The organism is Kitasatospora sp. NPDC007106, from assembly GCF_040634455.1.
In the GTDB taxonomy this organism is placed as follows: domain Bacteria; phylum Actinomycetota; class Actinomycetes; order Streptomycetales; family Streptomycetaceae; genus Kitasatospora; species Kitasatospora arboriphila.
This window is the reverse complement of the sequence record NZ_JBEYFP010000252.1, coordinates 1-8,007: the sequence shown is the minus strand read 5'-3', so window position 1 is coordinate 8,007 and position 8,007 is coordinate 1. Positions and strand designations below refer to the sequence as shown.

The window sequence follows — 8,007 nt, the reverse complement described above, 5'->3', positions numbered from 1 at the left end:
CCGCAAGCCCTGGGCCCTGGGCCCTGCCCCGGCCGTACCGGGCCCCGGTCGGTCGCCCGGTCGATCGGCGACTCCCGACGCGCGGACAGGCTGCACAGCAGCAACCGGCCCTGCCGAGCGAGGGAGCGGACATGGCGGGGATCGTGGTCCCGGCACTGGATCCGGATCGGCAGCCGCCCACCAGCCCGCCCTACTGCGGCAAGAACCCGGCAGCGCAATCCGGCCCCCGGGACGCGGCCACCGGTTCCTTCCGAATGATCGCCGGGAGCTGAAGCCGCCCTCCGCCTCCGGCCCGGCGCACGCCTGAACCCGAGGGCCGAACACAGCCGGCAGGACCTCGGCAAGATCGACGCCGCCATCTCAACGATCCATATCTCAACGATCCATCAGCCACACTGCGCTCTCAGCTGCATGACGCACAACCAGACGCAGACCCGGGCGTTTCTCCACCACTCCCACGAGGACCCCGACCACCCCGCCGCCGCCCTCCCCGAAGCCCCCGGACCGGGCCCAGGACGCCATCACCTCCACATCACCTCCACCGGCCGCCTCGACACCGACCAGCCCACCTGACGCACCCGCCCGCTGGCCGGCAGCCGCCGCGAAAACGGATCGTCCCTCGACCTCGGTTCAGTAGCCCCGGGGCCGTAAAACCCCGCCTCGGCTGTGGCGGTTCGCCTCCGCCCTCGCCCACCTGACGGTTATGCGGCGATTCGCACCAGCGCCGGACCGCGGGCGTCACCGATCTCTCGGGCCCAGGCCGACCGCGACCGACCGGCCGACCACAAACTCGGATCCCTGCACGGCCCGGCCGGCAGGCCATACTCGACCGGTGAAACATGGTGGATTCTCCGAGTCGGTCCTGCGGTGCGCCGTCTGGGGCGGGGCCCTGCTCGCGTCCCCGTTGCTGCTCGTGGCCGGCGGCCCGGCCTACGGCCGGTTCATGCGCCACCTGTGCCGGGACAACGGGCCGGGCCTGTTCGACAAGCAGCGGGGCTGGGTGCATCCCGGGTACTGGGTGGTGATGAATCCCCTGGTCCTCGCCCTGACCTGGCCGACCCGGCGGGGCGGCCTTCTCCCGGCCAAGGCCGCAACCACCTGACCGGCGGCACCGCAACAGTGCCCGCCCCGCCGCCGGCCGGGCACCCGCAGGCCGGCGCCCCCGCCGCCGCCCGGCCGGGACCACGGCGCGGTGAACGCCGCCATGCTCTTCTTCCTCGCCCCGGACGGCCCCCAGGCCCAAGGCGACCCGCAGGACCGCCTACCGTCTTACGGTCGCCCGGCTCGCCGCGAGCGCGCCGGCCGCCGACGAGAGCGCCCACCGCCGGCTCCACCGACCGGCACCCAGATCGCGCCACCGCCCCTGCCCGGGGTGTTCCCTGGCAGGACGGCGGCCCGCTCTGGCATACGGTGAAGGGAGCCAGGGGGAACTCCCGGGCCGGGGGGAAGGGATGAGTTCGTGCTGGAGACCGAGCTGCGCCCGGGGACGACGCGTGACGCCGTACCCGGGCCGGGGAAAGCCGGCCGCACCGAAGCCGGGGTGCTGCCGACGGCGTTGGGGCAGATGCGTGCCCTGATCGGATGGGTCGGCAGGGGAAGGCAGTTGACCACGACGGGGCAGCTCCTGCGCGCGGACGCGCGGGAACTCGTCGACCTGCTGGAAACCGGCGGCAACGAGACCGGCCCCCGCTCCGCCGCACCCCTGCGCGGTGTGCAGGTGCTGCTGGCATGGGCCCACATCGCCGACCTGGTCGCGACCGACGGCCCGCGGCTGCGCCCCGGACCCACAGCCGGCCGCCTGCGGGAGGACCCCGCAGCGCTCCAGGATGCCCTGTTCGCGGCCGTGTCACGATTCGAGGACTCCCGCTGCGGCTGGCAGTCCGTCCGCCTCCACCTCGAAGGCCCGGCGGACTTCAGCGCAGGCCTTCCCGCCCTGTGGCGGCGCCTCGATGCCGGGCCACTCACCGAAGACGAAGCCGCCCGGACGGTCTGGGACGAACTGACGACCCGCCACCAGCTCGAGGAACGCCAGCCCGCGGGCCTGACCTCCTGGAAGGTCGTGGTGGCCCGGGACGTCGCCAGGGCACTCGGCCTCTACGAGGCCGTGGGCGCGGTCCGGATCGAGGACGGCCGCATCGCTGTGACCGGCTACGGCCGCAGCCGGGCGCTGCCCGAGATACACGACGACGCCGCCGGCCCGCACAGGCCCGGCGAGACATTCGTCCACTGGCCGTAGGCACACCCACCACCCGGCCCGGGCCGGCCCGGCCGGTGCCGCGCCGGCGGGCGATAGGCACCGCGAGGGCGACCGGGCCACGGCACAGACGGCGGGTGGGCAGCGCCGGTAGTGAGGGACCAGGAATCGAGAGCAAAGCCGTGTCCTGCCGGCGGTGCGTCGGCGCCGCACGTACAGCCAACCGATGTCAAAGGCAGACGATGACGAGGTCAGCGCCGTCGGTGACACCGTCCGTGGGCAGCAGGTCGATTCGGTCACCAAAGCACCCCACCGGGCTGCTCCACCGAACACCCCCAGATCAAGTACCGGCCACGGCGGAGACCTCCACAGCGCGACGCAGCAATCCACTGCTGCCCCGTCCGGGTAGGCCCCGGATTGGGCGGCCGCGGAGCGTGGGACACGGAGGAGATGACGAGCTCTCCAACCGGACACCCACACCTTCGGCCGACCGCACGCACCGCTGCGCCCACCCCCGGGCCGGCCCTTGCACCTGCCGCGGTGGAAGCGGCCGGCCCGTCTTCGGCCGTAACCCGCCGCCGGTCCCGGAGCACGGAGCACCTGCGCCCGGGCGGCCAAGCGGTGGCCACCACCCGGCACGAACCGGCATACCCGGCCGCCCGGGCGCGCCCATGACCGGCGACGACACCGCAGCAGGCGACGACACCGGCACCTGGGCGACGCGACCCGGCGGCCGCCTGCCCGGTGACATCGCCGCCAGGATCCGAGCAGCCCGGGAAGCAGGCGTCGAGGAACGCCACATCCGCCTCATCCTCGCCGAGGCCTTCACCACGCCCACCGCCACCACCCACACCACCACCCGCACGACCACCCGCGACGAGTGAACCCCGCCCACCCAACCCGGCGGTTCACGAACCATCCTGACGGGCAGCCACGGTGTCCCGGAACAGCCGGCCGAGCAGCCCCCGACCACCCGCATGCTGCCGGGGCGCGCCCCACCGCGGTGCCCCGACACGACCTTCTCCACAACCGCGGCAGCCCCGGACCGCCCACCCGCCTCGCCCGCGGCCTCCCCATGCCCGGGAGGCCAGGAGTCGCCGTCGACGGTGCCGGAGAGGCGGTAGGCGCCGCAGGTGTCGGTGCCGAGGACGGCCAGCAGGTCGAGGGCGCCGGCCAGCGGTGCGCCGGCGAGCCGGGCAGGGATACGGCCAGCGGCGTCCAGGGCGGTCCACTGGGCGGGGGACAGGGCCAGGTACCGCATGCCGGGAAGGTCGGCCAACAGCGCCACATCCACAGTGGGACAGCCGGACAGGTCGAGGGCACACCGCGCCGGGAGGGTGCGCAGCGGGGCAAGATCGATCGGGGTGGTGGCGCCAACGGCGAGTGAGGCAAGGTGCGGGTGCCCCGTGAGCGACGTGAGACCGGCGTCGGCGGCGAGGTCAACGACCAAGTCCTCGACGGGCAGTGCGGCAACAGGAGTCAGGTCGGCGGCGGCGCAGCGGTTGAGGCGCAGACGGCACAGGCACGCAGCGGCGGCAAGCGAGGCGAGGCCGACAAGCGAAGGGGCGTCGTCGAGGTGGACCGCCTGGACGCCCGAAGCGAGCTGCTGCCTGTCGAGGGCGGAAGCCACCAACTGGCGTCGCCTCTCGCCGGACCGCTGCCAGGCGTGCGGATCGGGCCGACCCAGAACCCGGCCGAGCCAGGCGGCGACAGAGGAAACGACACAGCGTGGACCGCCGTCGAAGCCCCGACCGACCTCGATCACCCGGCCGACACGGCCACCCACGGCCGGAGCGAGGTCCACGGCGAAGAAGTTGCCGTCGCAACGGGTGGCGAACGGGAGCCAACCCGGATGCCCGGAGCAGCGGCGCACCGTGCTCGGCGGGTCGGCGTCGAAGACCACCCGGTTCCAGTCGAGATCCCAGCCGAACCAGGTCGCAACCCCGATGCAGTCAGTACCCGCCCAACGCCTCGCTGCCACCGTCCCCGTCCGCCTCCAGGTAGAGCACCCGCAGGTCCGCGGGCAGTACCCGGCCCAGGCGATGCTCAGCAGCGGCCAGCTGCGCCCCGGTGACAGGCGCCGCCATCTCCGGCGGCGCACCGGAGTGTTCGGCATGCTGCCCGAGCAGGACCCGCAGCCGCTCGACCGCCCCCGCCGGGTCCCCGACCGGTAGGAACCCGGACGATGGTTCCGCATCGCCAGCCACGCCCGGTTCGGCCGGCCAGAACACAGAGTCGAGCGTCAGTGCCCAGCCGCCCCCCGGCTGCAGCGCGTCCCAGAACACCACCAGGCCGAAGGCACCCGACGGGCGGCAGGTGAGTTCCACAACGATGGCCTCCCAGCCGCGGCTCTCCCGGAACCGGGACGCGAGCGCGGCCAGGCCCTGATGCGGGAACGACACATGGAAGAAACCGCTCGGGCGACTCGGCACCACATACCCGCCACCGCGAAGACCGAAGCCGGACCTGCCCGCGTGTCCCCGCAGCACACACTCCGCCCAGCCTTCCGGTGCCTCCGCGACGACCTCCGCCGCCATCTACCGCGCCGCCTGCTCCACCGTCAGGCCCACACCCACGCCTCCTCCGCACTTCTGCGAAGGATCACGCCAGCGAGCCGCGACAGCACTGCAGCCCGCCAGCGGAGCAGGGACACGCGAGACAGGCGTCAGCAGCTCAAACGCAGCTCCACGAGCACATCCGTGCAGCCCGGGCACCGGAAACTCATCAAGCACCAGGCCCACTCGTCCCCACGAGGCCCCACACATCCGTTGCGATCCATCACCAAGCGACGTGACCCACGCAGCCGCCCATGATTCCCAACCACCGCCCCACCCCACAGGGGACAGCAACGCAGAGCCGACCCCACCACCGTCAAGCCGCGACCACAGCCCAAGACAGACCGAGCCCGGCCAACTGCGCGAGCTGCTCCCGACCGAGGCGGTCGCGGCGACTCCTAGCGTTCGACAACCACACCCCGAGCCGCACCTCGACCCCGTCCTCCAACACCTCGACATGGCCCCGCGGGACAACCACACGGGCTTCCCGTTCGGCATACTGCCGCAGGGCCGCCACACCCCGCTGGAACGCCGCAGAACCCCCACCGGCCGCATTCCCCCGACCCACCGCTACGCCCTCGCCGACCGCCGCTGCAGAGCCCTTCGCTACGCCCTGCGGTGCGGGGGAGGGGCGCGGCTCGATGCCGAGGCGCTCGAGACGTTCGCGCTGGCCCGGCTGGAGGAACTGCCAGGCGGCGGGACGGCGCTGGCGCTCCAGCCAGCGGCCGATGTCGTCGCCGTCCACTGTGACACCGGGCAGCAGGTCCTCGACCCGGGCGCCGCCGTCCAAGCAGGCTGCCACAGCGGCCCAGTGGCGTTGCCAGTCGACGGGCCAATCCGGGTTCCAATCCGGGTCGATCCCGGCCAGCGCCTGCGCGCGCTGGGGCTGGCCGGCCATGGCGCCGGGCCTGCGACAGTTCGACAGCCACTGCCCGACCGGCCTGCCGAGCGCCACCGCCCCCCGCGGGGCCGCAAGGGTGCCGTGCTCGGCGAACCACACCCGGGCCGCGGCCAGGTTCTCCTGGAACGCGGCCTCGACCGCGTCCCACACCATCCCCAGCGCCTCCAGACGCCTGTACCGGCCGCCCTCCATCACCCCCGCCGCATACGCACGCCGCTGCTCACTGACCCACCGCCCCAGCGGATACGGGCCCTCACGGTGGTCGTAGGGGACCCGCAGGTGCTTCTCCCGCTTCCGGAACACCTGCGCGGCCAGGTGCCCGCGGTTCCAGTCCGCCCGGTCCAGGTCCAGGATCTGGTAGGAGACCAGGTTCGCCAGGAAGAACGGATCCCGCTTCGAGGAGAACCGCACCAGCAGCCGGCTCTCCTCCTCGCCCTCGCCGGGCGCGGCCCCGATCCGCACCGGCCACTGCTTGGTCGTGTTGGTGGTAGGGGTGGCGAGCATCTCCACGGCCTCCTCGTCGTGCGAGCGCAGGCCCTCAAGCACCCGCACCAGCGGCCGGTACGAGGCGGAGGTGAGCATGTCCTCCTCGCTCTCCCCGGGCTGCGTGAAGCACACGACGACGAGCGAGGCGAGCTTGTCGTCGCCGGGCTTCTGCCGCAGCGCCCGGCCGATGGCCTGCACGATCTCGACGGGGGAGCCCTTCGGGTCGAGGAAGGCGACCGAGTCCACGGCCCGCACGTCCACGCCCTCGCCGAGGACCCGGCAGTTCGCGAGCAGCGCGAGGCCTGCCTGCCGGCCGAACTCCTGCAGCACGGTGCGCCGGTGGTCGGCCGCGTGCCCGCCGTGCAGCCAGTTCACCCACACCCGCTCCGGATACAGCCCCGGGTCATCCGCGTGCAGCTGCGCCGCGACCGCCAGCAGGCCAGCGGCGAAGGCCTCGGCCTCGACGGTCCGCCGATGAAAGGTGATCATGGTCTTCAGGTGGTGCTCCGCCGCCGTGCGCAGCATCGCCGCCTGCGTCGCGGCGAGCCGCAGCCCCCGCACCTCCTCCTCGTTGCGCTCCGGCCCGTACAACCGCTCCCGGGTCAGGTAGGGGTCCGGCACCTCCACCACGATGACCTGATACCGCGCCAGGATGCCCCGGGAGCACGCCTCCGCCATGGATAGTTTGTAAACGACCGGACCGAAGATCGTCTCATCATCCATGGACGCCGCCAGCTCCACCGGCAGCCGATCCACCGCACCCTCCCGCGGCCCCCACCCCACCGGCCGCTCCTGCCAGATCCGCGGCGTCGCCGTCATGTACAGACGACGCTGCGCCGGGATCCGCGTCTGGTCGTGGACCGCCGCCCACGCCTTCCCGAGCGACCCGCTCGTCCGGTGCGCCTCGTCGACGACCGCGAGGTCCATCGGGGTCAGACGCGTCCCGTAGGCGCCCAGGAAGGCCGCCTCCAGCACCTCCAGGCTGGCGTAGGTGGCGTAGACGGTCACCGGTCCCTCGCCGTGCCACAGGGCGAGTTGCAGCGGGTTGGTGGTGCAGCGCACGCCCGCGGCGAACAGTGCCCCGTCCTGCAGTGAGCACACCGCGACCGCCGGCCCGTCGTGCCCCACCTTCCGCCACTCCTCGACGGTCTGGGTCAGCAGGTCGAGCGTGGGCACCAGGACCAGCACCCGCCCGCTCGGCGCGACGCGCAGTGCGACGTGCGCGGCGCTGATCGTCTTCCCGCTGCCGCACGGCGAGATCGCGGTCACCCGCAGCCCGTCCGCCGGCACCGTGCCGCCGGGCGGGACGTCGAGCCCGCGCACCACCGCCTCGACCAATTCCTCCTGGTGCGGCCGCAGCTTCACAGCCATTCTGAATTTTTCCTCCCCGGGCTCGAACGCGAATTCAGGAGCGGATTTCCCGACCTCCACCGAACCGGCCTGGGGGAGGTCCCTCATAATTCCAAGAGCTACACACTGCATCATCCGTGCGATGCGTGATGCATCCAGGCTACACCCGGCCGAGCCGAGCCCGGGTCAGAAGCCACGGAACCGTCTCGTCCTCGGACGCCGGATGCGGTAGCCTGACAGGACGTCAACCCGATCGGCGAGCAGCATCGAGACGCAGGGAGGCATCCCCGGCGGAGCGCAGCGGAGCCGCTCACTGCCCAGGCCGGCCGCCCACCACTGAGGCCGACGATCCCTCAGCAGGGGCACTCACCAGCAAACCCAAGAGCTACACAGGCCGAGCAGAACGATGCACACGACCTCGCCACCCCTCTAGCCAGCGAGGCTCCCCGCGCAGCGGGGAGCACGCAATTCGCGCTTGCGCGAATTGCCGCACCGTCAGGATTCCGATTCTCGGAATCCTG

6 protein-coding genes are annotated in these 8,007 nt (G+C 72.8%); 4 read left to right on the top strand and 2 right to left on the bottom strand.

Going from position 1 to position 8,007, the window contains the following annotated elements; translation table 11 throughout:
• Positions 1 to 411: 411 nt before the first annotated feature.
• From ABZ641_RS19785 to ABZ641_RS19770, 4 genes are all read left to right on the top strand, one after another.
• Positions 412 to 573, top strand: a complete 162-nt coding sequence (locus ABZ641_RS19785; protein ID WP_359983419.1) for a hypothetical protein — start codon at positions 412 to 414, stop codon at positions 571 to 573.
• Positions 574 to 832: 259 nt separating this feature from the next.
• A complete protein-coding gene (locus ABZ641_RS19780; protein ID WP_359983417.1) occupies positions 833 to 1,102 on the top strand; it encodes a hypothetical protein in 270 nt (89 codons plus the stop codon).
• A gap of 501 nt (positions 1,103 to 1,603) precedes the next feature.
• Positions 1,604 to 2,236 (top strand): hypothetical protein, encoded by a 633-nt coding sequence (locus ABZ641_RS19775; RefSeq protein ID WP_359983414.1) that lies wholly within the window; start codon positions 1,604 to 1,606, stop codon positions 2,234 to 2,236.
• Positions 2,237 to 2,865: 629 nt separating this feature from the next.
• Positions 2,866 to 3,078 (top strand): hypothetical protein, encoded by a 213-nt coding sequence (locus ABZ641_RS19770; RefSeq protein WP_359983412.1) that lies wholly within the window; start codon positions 2,866 to 2,868, stop codon positions 3,076 to 3,078.
• A 1,068-nt stretch (positions 3,079 to 4,146) separates the two neighbouring features.
• Here ABZ641_RS19770 and ABZ641_RS19765 read toward each other — a convergent pair.
• Both ABZ641_RS19765 and ABZ641_RS19760 read right to left on the bottom strand, forming a co-directional pair.
• Positions 4,147 to 4,731, bottom strand: coding sequence for an SMI1/KNR4 family protein (locus ABZ641_RS19765; protein WP_359983410.1), 585 nt, complete (start codon positions 4,729 to 4,731; stop codon positions 4,147 to 4,149).
• A 334-nt stretch (positions 4,732 to 5,065) separates the two neighbouring features.
• Positions 5,066 to 7,507 carry a Helicase associated domain protein gene (locus ABZ641_RS19760; RefSeq protein ID WP_359983422.1) on the bottom strand — a complete coding sequence of 814 codons (2,442 nt, stop codon included), beginning with the start codon at positions 7,505 to 7,507 and terminating at the stop codon, positions 5,066 to 5,068.
• Between the last annotated feature and the right edge of the window lie 500 nt (positions 7,508 to 8,007).

Bases quoted from the DNA above. Each gene is read 5' to 3' on its own strand.
- ABZ641_RS19785 (WP_359983419.1), top strand. From the start codon at position 412: ATGACGCACAACCAGACGCAGACCCGGGCGTTTCTCCACCACTCCCAC.
- ABZ641_RS19770 (WP_359983412.1), top strand. From the start codon at position 2,866: ATGACCGGCGACGACACCGCAGCAGGCGACGACACCGGCACCTGGGCG.
- ABZ641_RS19765 (WP_359983410.1), bottom strand. From the start codon at position 4,731: ATGGCGGCGGAGGTCGTCGCGGAGGCACCGGAAGGCTGGGCGGAGTGT.
- ABZ641_RS19760 (WP_359983422.1), bottom strand. From the start codon at position 7,507: ATGGCTGTGAAGCTGCGGCCGCACCAGGAGGAATTGGTCGAGGCGGTG.